This window comes from Kitasatospora sp. NBC_01302 (assembly GCF_035976515.1).
Classification (GTDB): domain Bacteria; phylum Actinomycetota; class Actinomycetes; order Streptomycetales; family Streptomycetaceae; genus Kitasatospora.
This window is the reverse complement of sequence record NZ_CP108404.1, coordinates 3,070,799-3,089,095: the sequence shown is the minus strand read 5'-3', so window position 1 is coordinate 3,089,095 and position 18,297 is coordinate 3,070,799. Positions and strand designations below refer to the sequence as shown.

Genomic DNA, 18,297 nt, shown 5'->3' with positions numbered 1-18,297 from the left:
TTAGAGCGTCCCTCCAGCCGCGGACGGCCGGGTCCCCGACACCCGCGCAGAGCTTGCGCAAGACCGCCGCGGGGTCCGACCAATGGTGCCGATGCGGTGCGCCCGAGGTGCCCGGACGGCGGTGCTGCGGTGGCCGGACGGCATGACGCGCGGTGGACTGGGAAGGTCGTGTCCGACCCGCCGTCGCCGTGTACACCGCCGTCACCAGTCCCGGGAGAGCCATGCGTTGGGGAACCGCCGTCGTCGCAGCCACCGCCGTCGCCGCCGCGGGGGCGGCGGCCCTGCTGATCGGGCGCCGGGTCGCCGATCTGAGCCTGCGCCCCGAGCTCGCCGAGGACGGCGGCCTCAAGGGCGAGCCCGCCCTGCGGGTGCTGGAGGTCGGCGCCCAGGAGGTGAGCCTGACCCGCACTCAGGCCGGCCTGCGCCGCGGTCGCTACGCGCTGGACTGGCCGGGCGGCCACGCGGTCGTCGGCCAGGTGCTGCGCACCGGCCCGCGCAGCGTCACCCGCCGCCTGGAGCTGACGGCCGGCGCCCCGCTGACGGCGGGCACCGAGGTGGAGCTGAGCCCCCGGGTGCTGCGCGGCGACCCGGGCTCGGCCTGCGGCCTGGACTACATGGACGTGATCGTCGACGGCGAGCTCGGCGCGCTGCCCGCCTGGTACGTGCCGGCGGTCCGCGGCACCTGGGTGATCGCGGTGCACGGCCGGCTCGCCGACCGCCGCCAGGCGCTGCCCGTGCTGCCGGTGCTCAAGCGGCTCAACCTGCCCGCGCTGGTGGTCAGCTACCGCGGCGACCAGGGCGCCCCGGCCTCGCCGGACGGGATCGGGCACTTCGGCGAGACCGAGTGGCACGACGTGGAGGCGGCGATCCGGTTCGCCAAGGAGGCGGGCGCCGGGCGGATCGTGCTCTACGGCTGGTCGGTGGGCGCGTCGACGGTGCTGCAGACCGCCGCCCGCTCCGACTACCGCGAGTCGGTGGCCGGTCTGGTGCTGGACTCGCCGGTGCTCGACTGGTCGGCCTCGGTGCGCGGGGTGGCCGCCCGGTCCGGCGTGCAGGGCGCGCTGGCGGGGAAGCTGGGGGCCTGGTCGGCCGAGGCCCGCACCGGCGTGGACCAGGACGCCTTCGCCCGGATCGCCGACGGCGCCGAGCTGGCCGCGCCCACCCTGCTGCTGCACAGCCCGCAGGACACCGTGGTGCCGTTCGCCGCCGCCCAGCGCCTGGCCGACCGCCGCCCGGACCTGGTAAGCCTGTACCCGGTGCCGGACGCCGGGCACGCCGCGCTGTGGAACGCCGACCCGCACGGGTACGAGGAGCGGCTGCGGCGCTTCCTGACGCCGCTGCTCTGATCCGGCCGCCGCGCTGATCCGGCGCCGCTCCGATCCGGGGGCAGCCGCCCGTGCCGGATGCGCGCACTGGGTCACCCCTTGACCACGGTCCGTGCCCCCCACTAGTGTCGTGCACAAGTCACGCGGCCGTCCCTGGGCCCGGTTTGGCCGCTCTTGCCCCGAGTCCGCCCGGCCGGCCACCCCAGTCCGTCGAAGACGCGCCGAACTCGATGTGACAGAAGCCCCGTACACGGGGAAGACTGCACGGCGTGACGTCTCGGAATCCGCGCGACCGTGATGCCCCGCTCCCGCCGACCACGGGTACCGGCGCGACGGTGACCCGTCTACCCGGTACGACCCGGCGCGTCGACGGCACCCAGCCGGGCCGCCCCGCCGCACCGCGCCGGCGCCCGCCCAAGCCGGCCCCCGGCCGCGGCCGGCTCCCGGTGCCCGAGGGCTTCCCCGGCCCCGCCGAGCTCGCCCCGCTGGCCCGCCGGATGCTCACCGACGCGGTGCGCATCGCGCGCTGGGCCGGCGAGCTGGAGGCCGTCGACAAGCGCGGCGAACTGCTCCCCGACGACGCCCGCGCGGCCGGCCGCGCGCTGGCCATGACGGTCGGCGCCGCGGCCAAGGCCTGGGGCCAGGCCCTGCTGGTCGGCCTGGTCGAGCCGCGGGACGGCGGCGCCGCCCCCGGCTGGCGGCTGCACGCCTGGGAGCACGACGACGAGGCCGTGCTGCGCGGCTGGTCCGCGCTCTTCGACGCCTGGACCCTGCTCGCCCCGGTGCCGCCCGCCGCGCTGCGCGGCGTCTTCGCGGTGCTCGCCGGACAGGCCGTGGACCAGGCGCCCCAGCTGCTCTCCTTCCTCCACCTGGTGGACGGCCCGGTGGCCGAGAGCGAGCTGATGGAGCTGCTGCGGCGCGGCCTCGGGGCGCCGCCCGGCCACCAGGCCCACGGCGCCGGTGCGGGCTTCGTGAGCCTGTCGCCGGTGCCGCACGCGGCCTCCGCCGTCTCGGCCGTGCGCGGCACCTGCCGCGAGCCGCAGATCGACACCCCGCCCGCGCCCTCCGACATCGCCGCCGTACTGGACTGGATGCTGGACGGCCTGACCGCCGTCGGCGCCGTGGTGCGGGCCGACGCCGCCGCCGAGCTCTCCTCGCTGGGCCACTGGGCGGTGCGCGCCAAGCTGGAGGAGATCTGCACGGTCGCCCAGACCGCCGCCGGCCACATCGAGCAGAGCGCGCTGGAACTGCTGGACGCCTGCGCCCACTACTCCCCGGGCCCGGCCCGGGCCGAGTACCGGGCCTGGGTCGCCGCCCGCCCGGTGGACCGCGCCGTCCACGAGCTCCTGGAGGCCGCCCGCGGCGAGGACGCGCTGCTGCGCGGGCTCGCCTTCGAGGCGCTGCGGGTGGCCGGCGGCACCGCCGAGCAGGCCGTGCGGGCCGCGGTCGACGAGCCGGTGCTGCGCCCGTACGCGCTGCTCTGGCTGGCCGAGCAACTGGACGAGGACGGCGTGGTGCCGTCCGACGTGCTGAGCGCCGAGGACGCCGCCTGGCTCTGGGTGGACACCGCCGCCGCCGTGCTGGACCACGGCGAGGTCGAGCTGCTGGTGGGCCACGTGGAAGGGGCCAGCGCCGGCGACCCGGTGCGGCTGTTCGCCCGGGCCCGCCAGTCCGGCCACGCGCGCGCGGCCTCGGTGCTCACGGCGGTGGCCGGCGTGCACCCCGACGCCGCAGTCGCCCGGGCGGCCCGGCGCTCGGCGTTCAGCGTCCACCACGGCGGCGCCTGACCGGCCGCCCACGGCCACGACAGCCACGACGGGGCCCGCGGCCACGACGACGGAGCCCGCGCCCGCAGCAACGACCGCGGCCCCCTGATCCGGTGTGGATCAGGGGGCCGCGGTCGTTGCCGGGTGGCGGATCAGCAGCCGCGGGACTCCGCGCGGCGGGCCCGCACGTCGCCGACCTTCTGGCCGACCTTGCGGCGGATCACCAGCAGCGGGGCCATGGCGGCCAGCGCGATCTGGGCGACGGCGCCGATGTGCATCAGCACGTCACCGCCGGGCAGACCGGCGGCCCAGGCGGCCAGGCAGCCGATCGAGACCACGATCCAGGCCAGCGTGGCGGTGGCCAGCAGGCCCTGCGGCTTGGGGTACTCGACCTTGCTGACCATCAGGTAGGCCACGCCGAAGATGGCCAGCAGGCCGGCCAGGAACGGCGGGTCGAGCAGCACGATGGCGATCACCGTCATCGCGCCCATCGGGCAGGGCATGCCCTGGAAGACGCCGGGGCGCATCTTGACCGCGGAGAACCGGGCCAGTCGCAGCACCACCGAGAGCAGCACGGTCAGCGCGATGAAGGCGGACAGGCCCTGGCCGTTGCCGCCCGAGCCGCCGACGATGCCCCAGACGGCGACGAAGTAGGCGGGGGCGATGCCGAAGCTGATCAGGTCGGCCAGGTTGTCCAGCTCCGCGCCCAGCGCCGAGGAGCGCAGCTTGCGGGCCACCAGGCCGTCGAAGAGGTCGCACATCGAGCCGAGCAGCAGCAGGGTCACGGCGGTGGCCGCACCGTGGCGGATCATGCCGCCGGTGCCGTCACCGGTGCCGCTGATGTGCGGGATGAGCATGTTGGTGGTGATCGAGTAGATCGCCAGGAAACCGCAGACGGCGTTGCCCAGGGTCAGGAAGTCCGCCGTGGACAGGGTCTGCGGTGAACGCGGCGCGCGTAGCTCGCGGTCGCGTGCCCAGCGGCGCCGGCGCAGCTCGGTCTCCTCCGAGTCGCCGATGCCCACCAGGGTCTCGGGATCAGTCACGGTCAAGGCGTGTCACCCCCGCGGTCGTCTTCTGGCCGACCTCGACGCCGACCTCGACGCCGGGCGGCAGGTAGGTGTCGACGCGGGAGCCGAAGCGGATCAGGCCGATCCGCTCGCCCTGCTCGACCTTGGTGCCGGCGGGCACGTACGGCACGATGCGGCGCGCCACGGCGCCGGCGATCTGCACCATCTCGATGTCGCCGAGCTCGGTGTCGAAGTGCCAGACGACCCGCTCGTTGCGGTCGCTGTCCTTGTTGAACGCGGGGACGAAGCCGCCGGCGATGTGCTCGACGGAGGTCACGGTGCCCGGCAGCGGAGCCCGGTTGACGTGCACGTTGAGCGGGCTCATGAAGATCGCCACCCGGGTGCGGCCGTCGGGCCAGGCGTCGATGCTCTGCACCACGCCATCGGCCGGCGAGATCACTCTGCCGGCGCCGATCTCGCGCTCGGGGTCGCGGAAGAACCACAGCATGCCCGCGCTGAGCGCGCAGGTCGGTACCGCCGCGAGAGCCCACTTGCCGTTCCGCTTGGTGAGAGCGGTGGTCAGGGCCGCGGTGGCCAGGGTCGGGACGAACCAGGGGGTGGCTCCGCGCGCGATGGTGACGCGGGGTCGCCGGCCGGCCGTCTCGGGAGCGAGGGCATCGCGTTCCGTGACGGAGGAGCGTGGGGACGGGCTGATGGGCATCGAAGACCTTTATCGCGGGGGATCTTGGCCTGCACGGGGGCCAACCGCGGGGATCGGGTGATAAGGGGACAGCTGCTGTCCCGGTGGATGCTATCGGGAGCAGGTGGTGGGTGGGCAACCCGCCTGCTCGTTCAACTGTCTCCTACCGTGCCGGAGCACACGCGCTATGTATACGACCGTAGCGGGCCGGTGGTCGGTTCCCAAGGGACCGTCAAGATCCGTGAAACATCTCTCAGCCCCGTGGGTGGGCCTCGCGCGCGGCGGCGGCCCACCCACGGGTGGTCGCTACTCGGCGAGCCGGTACTCCTCCAGCAGGCGGCGGCCGACGATCATCTTCTGGATCTCCGCGGTGCCCTCGCCGATCAGCAGCATCGGCGCCTCGCGGTACAGGCGCTCGATCTCGTACTCCTTGGAGAAGCCGTAGCCGCCGTGGATCCGGAAGGAGTCCTCGACGACCTCCTTGCAGTACTCGGAGGCGAGGTACTTGGCCATGCCGGCCTCGAGGTCGTTGCGCTCGCCGCTGTCCTTCTTGCGGGCGGCCATCACCATCATCTGGTGCGCGGCCTCGACCTTGGTGGCCATTTCGGCCAGCTTGAACTGGATCGCCTGGTGCTCGGCGATCTTCTTGCCGAAGGTGGAGCGCTGCTGGGCGTAGGAGATGCCGAGCTCGAAGGCGCGCCGGGCCACTCCGCAGCCGCGCGCGGCCACGTTGACCCGGCCGACCTCGACGCCGTCCATCATCTGGTAGAAGCCCTTGCCGGGGACGCCGCCGAGGATCCGGTTGGCCGGAATTCGTACGTCCTGGAGCACCAGCTCGGTGGTGTCGACGCCCTTGTAGCCCATCTTCTCGATCTTGCCGGGCACGGTCAGACCGGGGACGGTCGGGTTCGGGCCGAAGCCGGGCGTCTTCTCGATCAGGAAGGTGGTCATGTTGCGGTAGGGGGTGTCGGCGCCCTCGTCCGTCTTGCAGAGCACCGCGACCAGGGTGGAGGTGCCGCCGTTGGTCAGCCACATCTTCTGGCCGTTGAGGACGTAGAACTCGCCGTCCTTGACGCCCTTGGTGCTGATCGCCGAGACGTCCGAGCCCAGGCCCGGCTCGGACATCGAGAAGGCGCCGCGGATCTCGCCGGCGGCCATCCTGGGCAGGAAGTACTCCTTCTGCTCCTGGGTGCCGTGGGCGTTGATCATGTGGGCCACGATGAAGTGGGTGTTGACGATGCCGGACACCGACATCCAGCCACGGGCGATCTCCTCGACCACCAGGGCGTAGGTGAGCAGCGACTCACCGAGGCCGCCGAACTCCTCGGGGATGGTCAGGCCGAACAGGCCCAGCTGCTTCATCCCCTCCACGATCGCGGCGGGGTACTCGTCCTTGTGCTCCAGCTCGGTGGCGACCGGGATGATCTCCTTGTCGACAAAATCCCGCACGGTGGCGAGGATGTCCCGCTGGATCTCGGTGAGGCCGTCGGTCTGTGCGAGGCGTCCCATCGTGCGGCTCCGAATGCTCTGGGTGTTCAGGAAAAGGCTCGGGAGGGGGTCGGGGGCCCCGCGAAGCGTGACTTTCGCGGAGCCCCCTGGACCGGCCAGGGGCCGATGACGGCGGCCCCTGACCGGGGGCATGGCGGGTGCGGCCGGTCAGGCCAGCGGGGTCGGGCGGCCGGGCTGCTCGCCGCCGCGCGCCTGGGTGTAGGTGGCGGTCGGCACCATCACCTTGCGGCGGAAGAGGCAGACGACGGTGCCGTCCTGCTTGTAGCCCTTGGTCTCGACGTAGACGATGCCGCGGTCGTCCTTGGACTTGGACGGCCACTTGTCCAGCACCGTGGTCTCGCCGTACAGGGTGTCGCCGTGGAAGGTCGGCGCGATGTGCCGCAGCGACTCGATCTCCAGGTTGGCGATCGCCTTGCCCGAGACGTCCGGGACGGACATGCCGAGCAGCAGCGAGTAGATGTAGTTGCCGACCACGACGTTCTTGCCGAAGTCCGTCGTCTTCTCCGCATAGTTGGTGTCCATGTGGAGGGGGTGGTGGTTCATGGTCAGCAGGCAGAAGAGGTGATCGTCGTACTCGGTGACGGTCTTCCCGGGCCAGTGCTTGTAGACCGCGCCGACCTCGAACTCCTCGTAGGTGCGTCCGAACTGCATCTCAGATCCCTCTTCCCTATGCCTGCGGGGGCTCGAACTTGGAGGTGCGCTCCATGCCCGCGGCACGGCCCTTGCCGGAGATCACCAGCGCCATCTTGCGGCTGGCCTCGTCGATCATCTCGTCGCCGAGCATCGCCGAGCCCTTGAAGCCGCCGGCCTCCGAGGTGCACCAGTCGTAGGCGTCCAGGATCAGCTCGGCGTGGTCGTAGTCCTCCTGGGAGGGCGAGTAGATCTCGTTCGCCGCGGCGACCTGGTCCGGGTGCAGCACCCACTTGCCGTCGAAGCCCAGCGCGGCGGACCGCCCGGCCACCTCGCGGTAGCCCTCGGCGTTGCGGATCTGCAGGTAGGGGCCGTCGATCGCCTGCAGGTCGTTGGCCCGGGCGGCCATCAGGATGCGCATCAGGATGTAGTGGTAGGCGTCGGCGTTGTAGCCGGGCGGCTGCTCGCCGACCACCAGGGACTTCATGTTGATCGAGGCCATGAAGTCGGCCGGGCCGAAGATGATGGTCTCCAGCCGCGGCGAGGCGGTGGCGATCGCGTCGACGTTGATCAGGCCCTTGGCGTTCTCGATCTGGGCCTCGATGCCGATCCTGCCGACCTCGAAGCCCATCGTCTTCTCGATCTGGGTGAGCAGCAGGTCCAGCGCCTTGACCTGCTCGGCGTCCTGCACCTTGGGCAGCATGATGCAGTCCAGGTTCGGGCCGGCGCCCTCGACCACCGTGATCACGTCGCGGTAGGTCCAGTGCGTGGTCCAGTCGTTGACCCGGACGACCTTGGTCTTCTTGCCCCAGTCGCCGTTGTTCAGCGCGTCCACGATGCTGTGCCGGGCGCTCTCCTTGACCAGGGGGGCGCAGGCGTCCTCCAGGTCGAGGAAGACCTGGTCGGCGGGCAGGCCTTGGGCCTTCTCCAGGAAGCGCGGGTTGCTGCCGGGGACGGCGAGACAGGAGCGGCGCGGGCGCAGGCGGTTGGGGGCGGCGGCGGAGCCGCTCGAAAGGAGGGTGGCGGCGGGCGACGGGTGGGCGTTGGTCATGAGGCGAGGGTCTCTTCCTTGGTCGGGGCCAGGTGGTTGGCCAGGCGGATCTCGTCGACGATCCGGCCGATGATGGTGGTGATGCCGAAGTCCTTCGGGGTGAACACGGCAGCGACGCCGGCGGCCTTGAGAGCCTCGCCGTCCGCTGCCGGGATGATGCCACCCACGATCACTGGCACATCCTCCACCCCGGCCCGGCGCAGCCGCCGCAGCACATCGGGGACCAACTCGGCGTGCGCGCCGGAGAGGATCGACAGGCCCACGCAGTGCACGTCCTCGGCCACCGCCGCCGCCACGATCTGCTCGGGGGTCAGCCGGATGCCCTGGTAGACCACCTCGAAGCCGGCATCCCGGGCGCGCACCGCGATCTGCTCGGCGCCGTTGGAGTGCCCGTCCAGGCCGGGCTTGCCGACCAGCAGGCGCAGCTTGCCGCAGCCCAGCTCGGCCGCCGTGGCGGCGACCGCCGCGCGCACCGCCGCCAGCTCGCCGCCGGGCTCGGCCGGCACCGCGACCGGCGCGCCGCCGACCCCGGTGGGAGCCCGGTACTCGCCGAAGACCTCGCGCAGCGCGAAGGCCCACTCGCCGGTGGTCACCCCGGCCCGCACGCAGTCCAGGGTGGCCGCCATCAGGTTGACCCCGGTGCCGGCGACCGCCTTGAGCTCGGCCAGCGCGCGCTGGGCCGCCGCGTCGTCGCGGGTCGCCTTCCAGGCCGCCAGGCTGTCCAGCACGCCCTGCTCGGCGGCCGGGTCGACCACCATGATCGCGGCGTCCAGGTCGGCGGTGAGCGGGTTCTCCTCGGTGGTGTCGAAGCAGTTCACCCCGACGATCTTGTCCTCGCCGCTCTCGATCCGGGCCCGGCGCTCGGCGTGCGAGGCGACCAGCGCGGACTTCAGGTAGCCGGACTCGACGGCGGGGATGATGCCCTCCCGCCCGTCACCGCTGCCCATGCCCAGCACCTTGGCGATCTCCGCCTCGGCGCCGGCCAGCAGCTCGGCGGTCTTCGCCTCGACCACGTGCGAGCCGGCGAACAGGTCCTCGTACTCCAGCAGGTCCGACTCGTAGGCCAGCACCTGCTGGATCCGCAGCGACCACTGCTGGTCCCAGGGCCGGGGCAGGCCCAGCGCCTCGTTCCAGGCGGGCAGCTGGACGGCGCGGGCGCGCGCGTCCTTGGAGAGCGTGACGCCCAGCATCTCCAGCACGATCCGCTGGACGTTGTTCTCCGGCTGCGCCTCGGTCAGACCCAGCGAGTTGACCTGCACGCCGTAGCGGAACCGGCGCTGCTTGGGGTCCTGGATGCCGTAGCGCTCCAGGGCGACCTTCTCCCAGAGCCGGCCGAAGGCCCGCAGCTTGCACATCTCCTCGACGAAGCGGACGCCCGCGTTGACGAAGAAGGAGATCCGGCCGACCACCTCGCCCATCCGCTCCTGGGGCACCTGGCCGCTGTCGCGGACCGCGTCCAGGACGGTGATCGCGGTGCACATCGCGAAGGCGATCTCCTGCACCGGGGTGGCGCCGGCCTCCTGCAGGTGGTAGCTGCAGATGTTGATCGGGTTCCACTTGGGGATCCCGGCCACCGTGTAGGCGATCATGTCGGTGATCAGCCGGATGGAGGGCCCGGGCGGGAAGACGTGCGTCCCGCGCGACAGGTACTCCTTGACGATGTCGTTCTGGGTGGTGCCGGTGAGCCTGGTGATGTCCGCGCCCTGCTCCTCGGCGACCACCTGGTAGAGCGCCAGCAGCCACATCGCGGTGGCGTTGATGGTCATCGAGGTGTTGGTGCGCTCCAGCGGGATCCCGTCGAAGAGCGCGCGCATGTCGCCGATGTGGCCCACCGGGACGCCGACCCGGCCGACCTCGCCGCGGGCCAGCACGTGGTCCGAGTCGTAGCCGGTCTGGGTGGGCAGGTCGAAGGCGACCGAGAGGCCGGTCTGGCCCTTGGCCAGGTTGCGCCGGTAGAGCGCGTTGGAGTCCGCGGCGGTGGAGTGGCCGGCGTAGGTGCGCATCAGCCAGGGCCGGTCGCGGTTCTGACGATCGGTCATCAGATGTCCCGGCTGCCCTGGTGCTTCCGCTCGTCGAGCTCGCGGAAGATGTTGATCGCCGGCAGGTGCTTGGCGCGCAGCTCGGCGTCGCGCACGCCCAGGCCCTCCTCGGGGGCCAGGCAGAGCACGCCCACCTTGCCCTGGTGCTTGTTGTGGTGGACGTCGAGGGCGGCCTGGCCGGTCTCCTCCAGGGAGTAGACCTTGGAGACGGTGGGGTGGATCTTTCCCTTGGCGATCAGGCGGTTGGCCTCCCACGCCTCGCGGTAGTTGGCGAAGTGCGAGCCGACGATCTTCTTGAGCGACATCCACAGGTAGCGGTTGTCGTACTGGTGCATGAAGCCGGAGGTGGAGGCGCAGGTGACGATGGTGCCGCCCTTGCGGGTGACGTAGACGCTGGCGCCGAAGGTCTCGCGGCCCGGGTGCTCGAAGACGATGTCCACGTCCTCGCCGCCGGTCAGCTCGCGGATCCGGCCGCCCAGGCGCTTCCACTCGCGCGGGTCCTGGGTGTTCTCGTCCTTCCAGAACTTGTAGGCCTCGGCGCTGCGGTCGATGATCGCCTCGGCGCCCATCGCCCGGCAGATCTCGGCCTTCTGGGGGCTGGAGACCACGCAGATCGGGGTGGCGCCGCCGGCCAGCGCGTACTGGGTCGCGTAGGAGCCGAGGCCGCCGCTGGCGCCCCAGATCAGCACGTTGTCGCCCTGCTTCATGCCGGCGCCGTTGCGGCTGACCAGCTGGCGGTAGGCGGTGGAGTTGACCAGGCCGGGGGAGGCGGCCTCCTCCCAGGTGAGGTGCGCGGGCTTGGGCATCAGCTGGTTGGTCTTCACCAGGGCCAGCTGGGCCAGGCCGCCGAAGTTCGTCTCGAAGCCCCAGATCCGCTGCTCCGGGTCCATCATCGTGTCGTCGTGGCCGTCCGGGCTCTCCAGCTCGACCGAGAGGCAGTGCGCGACCACCTCGTCGCCCGGCTTCCAGGCGTTGACGCCCGCGCCGGTGCGCAGCACCACGCCGGCCAGGTCCGAGCCGAGCACGTGGTACGGCAGGTCGTGGCGCTTGGTCAGCGGGGACAGCCGCCCGTAGCGCTCCAGGAAGCCGAAGGTGGAGACCGGCTCGTAGATCGAGGACCACACGGTGTTGTAGTTGACGGCGCTGGCCATCACGGCCACCAGGGCCTCGCCCGGGCCCAGTTCGGGCACCGCGACCTCGTCCAGGTGGAGCGAGCGGCGCGGGTCCTTGTCCCGGCTCTCCAGCCCGGCGAACATCTGCTCCTCGTCCTTGTGGAGCGTCACCGCCCGGTAGGACTCGGGCAGTTTCAGCGCGGCGAAGTCCGCCGCCACGCTGTCGGCGCTGAGGATCGCGTCGAGGATTTCCTTCATGGCTGCCTCCGAAGGCGTACCTGTGAGGGCGCACAGGGCGTCTGGGGGAGCCGGGAGCGGACACCGGCTTCGCTGGGTGGACTGCTGGCCCCCGGGGTGTGGGGACGCCGGACGGCGGCGCGCCGAGGTGGGGAGCCGCGGCGCCGCGACTGGTGAGTAACAAGCTACTGGCACCCTGTGCCACTCGTAAAGACACTGGGTGCCATGATTTTTGAGCCCGCTGCGAGGGCTTTCCGGCCAGCCCCGAGGCAGCCGAAAGGCCCACCCCGAATCTCGGAATGGGCCTTCTGACCTGCGGTTATCCGGCGCTCAGCGACTGAGCGCGGCCTTGATGCTGTCCAGCACCTGCTCCAGCGGCGCGTCGGTTCTGGCCACTGTGATGACCACCTCACCGCCCGGGGTGGCACTGAGGGCACTCGTGGCCAGCGGTTCCAGCGCGCCCTCGGCACCCTCGGTGGCACCGGGTGCCACAAGCGTGCCGCGGCGCCGCACCCCGCGCGGCGCGGTGGCCCAGAAGGTCCCCCGGATCACCTCGAAGGAGTGCTCCAGCTGCGCCTCCACGTCCCCGTGGCCGCCGGCCCGCAGCCAGCGGCGCAGCACGTGGTTGTGGGCCGCGACCACGGCCGCCGCCGAGACCTCGGCGAGCATCGAGTCGTCGTCCCCGCCGTGCTGCCAGCCCGGCGGGATCGCCGTCCCCTCCGTGCCCGTCCCCACCGCCGCGTCGAACCGCCCGAGCAGGTATCGCGTGAACAGCCGCTCGTAGCGGGCCACCACCGCGATCTCCCGCTCGCGCAGCGCCGGCACCTGACGGATCAGCTGGTAGCGCGCCACCGAGACGGCAGGGGTGGCCGCGTACATGTGCAGCACCTCCTTGATGCCGCGGCAGACCACGTCCAGCGGGTGCTCCTCGGGTTCCGCGCTGGCCAGCAGGTCGGCCACCCGGACCAGGGTGTCGTCGTGGTCCGGGAAGATCGCCTCCTCCTTGGAACGGAAGTAGCGGAAGAAGGTGCGCCGGGCCACCCCCGCGGCGGCCGCGATCTGATCGACCGTGGTCTCCTCGTACCCCTGGGTGGCGAACAGCTCCATCGCGGCCTGCGCGAGGTCCTGACGCATCTGCTGGCGCTGCGCGGCGGCCCGGCGATGGCCAGGGGCGTGTTCGGCGACCGCGGTGGTGCGCCCGCCCCGCTCGGTGGCTGACTGTTCCGCATCCATGGCTGGAACGCTACACGCCTGGGCGAGCGCTCCCGGCGCCGTTGCCCGGACCGGTCGCCGCACCGCGGCGGCGGCCGGGCTCACCGCGGGGCGGGGCCAGCGGCTCGCGACGGCCGCCTCGTCCCAGACCGGGCGCAGCGGGCGCGGGGGGCCGGGCCGGGTGGGCTCCTGGCCGGCGCCCTGGGTGCCGGTCATCGGCGCGCGTGGTCGCGGAAGCCGCGGCCCGTCTTGCGGCCCAGGCAGCCGGCCGCCACCAGGTGCTCCAGCAGCGGCGCCGCGGCCAGCCCCGGTTCGCGGAACTCCTGGTGCAGCACCCGCTCGATGGTCAGCGAGACGTCCAGGCCGACCACGTCGAGGAGCTCGAAGGGGCCCATCGGGTAGCCGCAGCCCAGCTTCATCGCGGTGTCGATGTCGTCGACCGTCGCGTAGTGCTCCTCCAGCATCCGCACCGCGTCGTTCAGGTAGGGGAAGAGCAGGGCGTTGACGATGAAGCCGGCCCGGTCGCCGCACTCCACCGGATGCTTGCGGACCCTGGCGCAGACCTCCAGCACGGTCGCGGTGACGTCCGGGGCGGTCAGCACCGTGGAGACCACCTCGACCAGCTTCATCGCGGGCGCCGGGTTGAAGAAGTGCATCCCGACCACGTCGCGCGGTCGCCCGGTGGCGGTGGCACAGCTGATCACCGGCAGGCTGGAGGTGGTGGTGGCCAGCACGGCGCCGGGCCGGCAGATCTTGTCCAGGGTGGCGAACAGCTCGCGCTTGACGGCCAGGTCCTCGGCCACCGCCTCCAGCACCAGGTCGGCCTCGGCCAGGTCGGTCAGCTGGGCGGCCGGCGTCACCAGGGCGAGCGCCGCCTCGCGCTGCTCCTCGGTGAGCCGGCCCTTCTCCACCGAGCGGGCCAGCGAGCGGGCCAGCTGGGACTTGGCCCGGTCGGCCTTCTCCTGGCTGCGGGCGACCAGGGTGACCTGGTAGCCGGCCTTGGCGAAGACCTCGGCGATGCCGGTGGCCATCGTCCCCGAGCCGCAGACGCCGACCCGCTCGACCGCGCGCCCGGCGGTCCTCGCGACGGTGCCCGCGCCCGGTTCGGCCACCACCTTGGAGGAGCCCGGCGCCTCGTAGGTGTAGAAGCCGCGCCCGGTCTTGCGGCCGAGCAGGCCGGCCGCGACCAGCTGGCCGAGGATCGGCGCCGGGGCGTGCAGCCGGTCCCTGGACTGCTCGTACATCGCCTCCAGCACGGTGCGGGCGGTGTCCACGCCGATCAGGTCGAGCAGCGCGAGCGGGCCCATCGGCAGGCCGCAGCCCAGCCGCATCGCCGCGTCGATGTCCTCCCGGGTGGCGTACTTGGACTCGTACATGGCCGCCGCCTGGTTGAGGTAGGCGAAGAGCAGCCCGTTCACCACGAAGCCGGCCCGGTCGCCGGCGGCCACCGGCTCCTTGCCCAGCGAGCGGGCGAACCCGGCCGCCTCCTCGGCGACCTGGCCGGCGGTCAGCACGGTGCGGACCACCTCGACCAGCTTCATCGCGTGCACCGGGTTGAAGAAGTGCAGCCCGAGCACCCGGTCCGGGCGCCCGGTGGCGGCGGCGATCCGGGTCACCGAGAGCGAGGTGGTGCCGGTGGCCAGCACGGTGTGCGGCGGGCAGATCTTGTCCAGCTCGGCGAACAGGTCGCGCTTGAGCTCCAGTTGCTCGGGGATCTCCTCGATCACCAGGTCCGCCGCGGCGGCGGCGTCGAGCTGCGCGCCGACGCCGATCAGCGCGAGCAGCGCGGTGCGCTCCTCGGCGGTGAGCCGCTCGCGCTCCACCGCATGGGCGGTGGCGGCCTCGATCCGGGCCAGCGCCCGGGCGGCGCCGGCGGCGTTGGCCTCGATGCCGATCACGCGGCGGCCACTGCGGGCGATCGCCACGGCGACCCCGGCGCCCATGGTGCCCAGGCCCACCACCGCGACGGTGGGGAAGGGCTGCGCGGTGGTGCTGCTGCTGGCAGAGTCGGGAGCCTGCATCTTTGCTGGTCCTTTCGGGAGGCCCGACCGGACTGCCGAGGCGGTGGCCGGGGGCGGGCGGGGCAGCCCGTGGGCGCGTGGCGCCGCACCGGGGCGGTGGCTGGACGGGCGCAGGCGTGCGGCGGTGGCGCGCTGGCGGCTGCTGCCGCGACGGCTGCGGGGGTGGTGGCGCACGGTTCGGCGCACCGAAGGGGCGGCGCGCGGTCCGGCGCGCCTGGGCGTCAACGGGTGTGAGGCGCGGCTCCCGGGCCGGTCCGGTCCGCTCCGGCCGTACCACGAGATCTCCGCAGGCCAGCACGGCCCCTGGGATCAGGCGGCCCGGCTGGTGAATGACGCAGAAGTGGCACCCGCCGCAGGCGTGACCCGCGGTGACTCGCCGGTGCGGCTCCCGAAGCCCGGCGGTGGTGCGTGCGGTCACTGTAGCGAAGTTGCCGGGACGCCGGAAGAGGGCATCCGAGCCCGGTGCGGGTGATCGCCGTCGCATCCGACGGACCGTCAGCTTCCGGAGAGCAGAACCACTCCTGCGGGTAATGGCCGGGCACCGGACCGCGCGACAGCATGGGTCGTATGAGCACCACCACGGCCGAGCAGGCGGAATCCTGGAGCAGCGAGCAGGTCGGCGAGCCGCCGTTCGGCGACGAGCCGCTCACCGCCGAGCTGCGGGCCGAGCGGGCCGCCCGGGCGCGGGTGGCCGCCGCCCGGCTGGCCGCCGAGGGCGTCGAGGGCGTGATCCTCGGCTGGGTGGACAACGCCGGCCTGGCCCGGGTCAAGACCGTCCCGGTCCGCCGTCTCGAACAGGCGGCCGCCTGGGGCGTCGGCGCCGCCCCCTCCTTCGACGTCTTCCTGGTGGACGACTCGATCACCACCAGCCGCCACATCGGCGGTCCGGCCGGCGACCTGCGGCTGATCCCCGACCTCGGCCGGCTGACCAGGCTGGCCGCCCAGCCCGGCTGGGCCTGGGCCCCCGCCGACCGGTACGCCCAGGACGGCACCGTGCACCCCGGCTGCCAGCGCCGCTTCGCCCAGCGGATGATCCACGCGGCCCGGTTGCGCGGCCTCGACCTGCGGGCCGGGATCGAGATCGAGTGGGTGGTGGCGCTGGCCGACGCCCCCGAGCAGCCGCCGGTCTACCCCACCCACGGCCCCGCCTACGGCCTGCACCGCCTGGTCGACCTCTCCGACTACCTGCGCGACCTGCTGCACACCTTCGACGAGCAGGGCCTGTCCGTGCTCCAGCTCCACCCCGAGTACGCCCCCGGCCAGTTCGAGCTCTCGCTGGCCGCCCAGGGCCCGCTCGGCGCCGCCGACACCACTGTGCTGGCCCGCCAGACCATCCGCGCGGTGGGCCGCCGGCACGGCCTGCGCACCTCCTACGCCCCCGCCGTCGAGCCCGGCGGCGTCGGCAACGGCGGCCACCTGCACCTCTCGCTCTGGCGTGAGGGGCGCAACCTCGCCCAGGGCGGCCCCGGGCCCTACGGCCTCAACGGCGAGGCCGAGTCCTTCCTGGCCGGGGTGCTGGCCGAACTGCCCGCACTCCTGGCCCTCGGCGCGCCCAGCCCCGCGAGCTACCTGCGGCTGCTCCCGCAGCGCTGGGCCGGCGCCTTCCAGTGCTGGGGCATGGAGAACCGCGAGGCCGCGCTCCGCCTGATCCCCGGCCCGCCCGGCGAGGGCGCCGGCAGCGCCAACGCCGAGTTCAAGTGCTTCGACGCCGCCGCCAACCCGTACCTGCTGCTCGGCGCCGTGCTCGCCGCGGGCCTGACCGGAGTCGACGCCCGCCGCGCACTGCCCGCCGAGACCTGCGACGACCCGGCGCTGCTGCCGGAGGGCGAAGTCCCGCGGCTGCCCGGCACCCTGGCCGAGTCGGTGGCCGCATACCGCACCTCGGGCGTGCTGCGGGAGGCGATGGGCGATCCGCTCTACGAGGCGGTGCTGGCGGTGCGGCTGGGCGAGATCGAACTCTTCGCGGGCCACAGCCCCGAGCAGTTGGCCGCGGCCACCCGCTGGCGGTACTGAGTACCGCGATCAGGCGGCGGACAGAGCACGGTCGGAGATCACGCCGCTCAGCACCGCGTCCAGCAGCCCGGGGTAGCGGGCGTCCAGGTCCTCGCGGCGCAGCGAGAGCAGGTGCTCCCGCCCGGCCGGCCGCTGCCGGATGACCCCGCTCTCGCGCAGCACCCGCCAGTGGTGCGTCATGGTCGACTTCGACGGCACGCTCAGGGTGCGCAGCACGCTGCTGCAGTTGTGCTCACCGGTGCCGTCGAGCAAGCGGATCACGGCGAGCCGCAGGGGACTGCCCAGGGCCGACAGGACGCTGTCGATCCGGATCTGCTCGCGCTCTGGATGGTGCAGGGTCATGTCACCACGGTACCGCGCGGCTCGAACTGGGCTGCCCTGCCTTCGACTTCCGGTGTCATGGCGCCCCGCGCGCGGAGCTCAGCAGTGGCAGAGGAGCTGCACGAGCAGCGCGTCCTCGGGCAGCCCGCGCAGGTAGGCGTCGGCCAGCCGCCAGTACGCGCCGCCCTCGGACTCCTCCGGGCGCACCTCGCCCAGCGGACGCGCGTTCCACTGGTCGGCCCACTGGCCGTCCAGGGTCAGCAGCGCGGTGGTGGGCACCGCGACCGCCGCCGCCCGCTCGACGTACTCCTGCTCGGTCCCCGAGAAGAGCGCGACGGGATCGTGCATCACGAAGCTGTTCGGATAGTGCTCGTCCCCACCGGTGACCGCGTACTGCGCCAGCGCCTGCACCAGCGGCTGCGCCAGGTGCTCCCGCTTGGCCCGCTCCAGATCGGGCGAGGCGGCCTCGGCGTCCACCCCGTAGCGCGCGAGGAACGCCGACCGCGGCTCGGCCGGCGGATGCTGAGCGGCAAAGCGCGCCCACACCGCCCAGGTGGCCGCCGCATCCGCCGCACTGATCGCCCGCATCCCGTCCAGGTCGAGCAACCCGCGCGGCCCTCCGTCGCACCGCAGCGAACCGCGCGGCCGCGGCTCCCCGTTCGGCCGCACCGCCTGGTGGATCAGCCGCGGGTCCCCGTCGTGCGCCGGCAGCACCACCAGGTTGTCGTAGCTCGATATCTGCCACCAGTCCCACTCGCCCTGGGGATTGAACCCGTCCCCACCGGTGGCCGGATCGACGTTCATGTCGAAGGGACGCATCGCCTCGGCGATCGCCGCCAGCGGATCAGCCTGCGCGGCAGCCGGCAACGTGACGGTCACCCGGAACTTCGCCATACATCCCCCATGCTCACCGGTTTCACAGCAGGTCAGCAGCCTACGGGATGCCGAGCCGGCGGTCTCAGGCAGCGTGCGGCGTGAAGACGACGCTGGACGTGCCGTCATCGAGCGCGATGTTGAGGGAGGCATCCAGTGCCTTGGCGAGGCGTGCCAGTAGCGGCAGCGTCGGCACCGTTCCGCCCAGTTCGAGCTTCGACACCTGGGGCTGCGTCATGTTCGCCCGCTTGGCCAGTTCCGCTTGGGACAGTCCCAGAGCAGTCCGGCGGTCGTAAACAGCCTGGCCGAGGTCGAAGGCCAAGCGGATCTCCGTGCGCATCGCCTCAACCTCGGGCGGATCCTGCTGCCCCTCGGCGACCGCGCGCTCGCGGGTGAGCTTCCATCGCGTGTGGTTCATCGTGCTTCTCCCTTCGTCATCGCCCGGCTGAACTCATCGTGTGCGGTGTGCCGTTCAGCCTCG

15 protein-coding genes are annotated in these 18,297 nt (G+C 72.8%); 3 read left to right on the top strand and 12 right to left on the bottom strand.

The window, feature by feature from the left end; genetic code table 11:
- The first annotated feature begins 221 nt into the window (after window positions 1-221).
- Together OG294_RS12685 and OG294_RS12680 are read left to right on the top strand one after the other, a co-directional pair.
- The gene (locus OG294_RS12685; protein WP_327066588.1) at window positions 222-1,346 is read left to right on the top strand and encodes an alpha/beta hydrolase; all 1,125 of its coding nucleotides are present in this window, start codon (window positions 222-224) and stop codon (window positions 1,344-1,346) included.
- A gap of 314 nt (window positions 1,347-1,660) precedes the next feature.
- On the top strand, window positions 1,661-3,112 hold the full coding sequence (locus OG294_RS12680) for a hypothetical protein (protein ID WP_327066587.1): 1,452 nt from the start codon (window positions 1,661-1,663) through the stop codon (window positions 3,110-3,112).
- Window positions 3,113-3,243: 131 nt separating this feature from the next.
- Here OG294_RS12680 and OG294_RS12675 read toward each other — a convergent pair whose 3' ends face one another.
- From OG294_RS12675 to OG294_RS12635, 9 genes are all read right to left on the bottom strand, one after another.
- Window positions 3,244-4,140 carry a CDP-alcohol phosphatidyltransferase family protein gene (locus tag OG294_RS12675; RefSeq protein ID WP_391447205.1) on the bottom strand — a complete coding sequence of 299 codons (897 nt, stop codon included), beginning with the start codon at window positions 4,138-4,140 and terminating at the stop codon, window positions 3,244-3,246.
- Window positions 4,127-4,819, bottom strand: a complete 693-nt coding sequence (locus OG294_RS12670) for a phosphatidylserine decarboxylase (RefSeq protein ID WP_327066586.1) — start codon at window positions 4,817-4,819, stop codon at window positions 4,127-4,129. Before OG294_RS12670 ends, OG294_RS12675 begins: the two co-directional genes overlap by 14 nt.
- Window positions 4,820-5,104: 285 nt before the next feature.
- Window positions 5,105-6,307, bottom strand: coding sequence for an acyl-CoA dehydrogenase family protein (locus OG294_RS12665; protein WP_327066585.1), 1,203 nt, complete (start codon window positions 6,305-6,307; stop codon window positions 5,105-5,107).
- 147 nt (window positions 6,308-6,454) lie between these two features.
- The gene (locus OG294_RS12660) at window positions 6,455-6,958 is read right to left on the bottom strand and encodes a MaoC family dehydratase (RefSeq protein ID WP_327066584.1); all 504 of its coding nucleotides are present in this window, start codon (window positions 6,956-6,958) and stop codon (window positions 6,455-6,457) included.
- A gap of 16 nt (window positions 6,959-6,974) precedes the next feature.
- A complete protein-coding gene (locus OG294_RS12655; RefSeq protein ID WP_327066583.1) occupies window positions 6,975-7,988 on the bottom strand; it encodes an HpcH/HpaI aldolase/citrate lyase family protein in 1,014 nt (337 codons plus the stop codon).
- Window positions 7,985-10,027 (bottom strand): protein meaA, encoded by a 2,043-nt coding sequence (locus OG294_RS12650; RefSeq protein ID WP_327066582.1) that lies wholly within the window; start codon window positions 10,025-10,027, stop codon window positions 7,985-7,987. The genes OG294_RS12655 and OG294_RS12650 overlap by 4 nt, the downstream gene beginning before the upstream one ends.
- Entirely contained in the window at window positions 10,027-11,397 is a 1,371-nt protein-coding gene (gene ccrA / locus OG294_RS12645) for a crotonyl-CoA carboxylase/reductase (RefSeq protein WP_327066581.1), read from the bottom strand. The genes OG294_RS12650 and ccrA overlap by 1 nt, the downstream gene beginning before the upstream one ends.
- A gap of 309 nt (window positions 11,398-11,706) precedes the next feature.
- Window positions 11,707-12,609, bottom strand: a complete 903-nt coding sequence (locus tag OG294_RS12640) for a TetR family transcriptional regulator (RefSeq protein ID WP_327066580.1) — start codon at window positions 12,607-12,609, stop codon at window positions 11,707-11,709.
- Window positions 12,610-12,800: 191 nt separating this feature from the next.
- Complete coding sequence (locus OG294_RS12635; RefSeq protein WP_327066579.1) at window positions 12,801-14,609, bottom strand: 3-hydroxyacyl-CoA dehydrogenase family protein; 1,809 nt, start codon at window positions 14,607-14,609, stop codon at window positions 12,801-12,803.
- 567 nt (window positions 14,610-15,176) lie between these two features.
- Between OG294_RS12635 and OG294_RS12630 the strand changes: the two genes are divergently transcribed.
- Window positions 15,177-16,622: a glutamine synthetase family protein gene (locus OG294_RS12630; protein WP_327066578.1), complete on the top strand. Its 1,446-nt coding sequence runs from the start codon at window positions 15,177-15,179 to the stop codon at window positions 16,620-16,622.
- Between the two features lie 9 nt (window positions 16,623-16,631).
- On the opposite strand, the gene OG294_RS12625 is transcribed toward OG294_RS12630, so the two are convergent.
- The 3 genes from OG294_RS12625 to OG294_RS12615 form a co-directional block, all read right to left on the bottom strand.
- The gene (locus OG294_RS12625) at window positions 16,632-16,964 is read right to left on the bottom strand and encodes an ArsR/SmtB family transcription factor (protein ID WP_327066577.1); all 333 of its coding nucleotides are present in this window, start codon (window positions 16,962-16,964) and stop codon (window positions 16,632-16,634) included.
- Window positions 16,965-17,042: 78 nt separating this feature from the next.
- Complete coding sequence (locus OG294_RS12620) at window positions 17,043-17,837, bottom strand: hypothetical protein (protein ID WP_327066576.1); 795 nt, start codon at window positions 17,835-17,837, stop codon at window positions 17,043-17,045.
- 64 nt (window positions 17,838-17,901) lie between these two features.
- Window positions 17,902-18,234, bottom strand: coding sequence for a helix-turn-helix domain-containing protein (locus tag OG294_RS12615; RefSeq protein ID WP_327066575.1), 333 nt, complete (start codon window positions 18,232-18,234; stop codon window positions 17,902-17,904).
- Window positions 18,235-18,297 lie beyond the last annotated feature (63 nt).